At 67.6% G+C, this 1,396-nt stretch carries 2 protein-coding genes; one reads left to right on the top strand and one right to left on the bottom strand.

The window, feature by feature from the left end:
- Window positions 1–649: glycosyltransferase N-terminal domain-containing protein (locus AC1VAN_RS21840; RefSeq protein WP_480986746.1), on the bottom strand; the 649-nt coding region annotated here is incomplete at its 3' end.
- Window positions 650–709: 60 nt separating this feature from the next.
- On the opposite strand from AC1VAN_RS21840, the gene AC1VAN_RS21835 reads away from it, so the two are divergent.
- On the top strand, window positions 710–1,396 hold a 687-nt coding region (locus tag AC1VAN_RS21835), incomplete at its 3' end, for an LpxL/LpxP family acyltransferase (protein WP_480986745.1).

Raw genomic sequence — 1,396 nt, 5'->3', positions numbered from 1 at the left:
ACTTCAGGTTGCCCAGTGCCTGCACCTGTTCCGGCGCCGCGCCCAGCTGCACGAACCGCGCAGCGTCATCCTGCGACTGTGCGGCCACGCAGGTGACCGTGCGCAGCGCACGCCGGATCAACGCCGCCAGCACGCGGTAGCCGCGCAGCGATCGGGCCGACAGGCGCGCATTGAGGATGTACACCGGAATGCGACGGTCGCGGCAGCCGAACAGCATGTTCGGCCACAGCTCGGTTTCCAGGATCAGCGCCAGGCTGGGCTGGAAGTGCCCCAGGAAGCGGTTGACGCTGCCCGGCACGTCGTACGGCAGGTACACATGGTCCAGCGCATCGCCCCACAGCGCGCGCACCCGTTCCGAGCCGGTCGGGGTGATGGTGGTGATGACCCAGCGGATGTCCGGCCGCTGCGCGCGCAGCGCATTGACCAGCGGCGCAGCGGCGTTGACCTCGCCCACCGAGACCGCATGCAGCCASACCCGGGGCTGGCCGCTGGGCTGCGGATAGGACGCATAGCGTTCATCCCAGCGCCGGAAGTATTCACGGACCCGGAAGCCGCGCCAGACCAGGTGGTACACGGTGATCGGCAGCAGGAGGTACAGCACGGCCGAGTACAGGCCACGCAGGATCCATTCGACAGGGTCTTTACGCATGCGGCAAGGATACGGGAGCCCCCCGGGAAAGACACGCGGCCGGATTGGTAGAATGGCGGCATGTCCGATGCCACCACCGCCGTCCGTCCGTCGCTGCGTGATCCACGCAACTGGCCGATGTTTGCCGTCATGTTCACTGCCTTCGGGATCGCCCGGCTGCCGTGGACGCTGCAGCGCGTGCTGGGCCGCGGGGTCGGCTCGATCGCCTGGCGCCTGGCCGGCAGCCGCCGCCATGCCGCCGAGGTCAACCTCAAGCTGTGCTTTCCCGAGAAGGACGAGGCCTGGCGCAAGCGCCTGGTGCGCGACAGCTTCGACGCCTTGGGTGTGGGCATCTTCGAATGCGCGCGTTCCTGGTGGGGCAGCATCGACAGCATCCGCCCGCAGGTGCACATCGAAGGGCTGGAACACCTCAAGCAGATGCAGGCCGAAGGCCGCGGCGTGCTGCTGGTCTCGGGCCACTTCATGACCCTGGAGATGTGCGGCCGCCTGCTGTGYGACCACGTCGACCTGTCCGGCATGTACCGCAAGCACAAGAACCCGGTGTACGAGTGGGCGGTGAAGTTCGGCCGCCTGCGCTATGCCAAGGCGATGTACGCCAACGAGGACATCCGCGCGACGGTGCGCCACCTGAAAAAGGGCGGCTTCCTCTGGTACGCACCCGACCAGGACATGCGCGGCAAGGACACCGTATTCGTGCCGTTCTTCGGCCACACCGCCTCCACCATCACCGCAACCCACCAGCTGGCG

It is taken from the genome of Stenotrophomonas sp. 05L44_2 (assembly GCF_056665995.1).
Note: the sequence above shows the minus strand (reverse complement) of the source record. Positions and strands in the feature narration are given on the sequence as shown.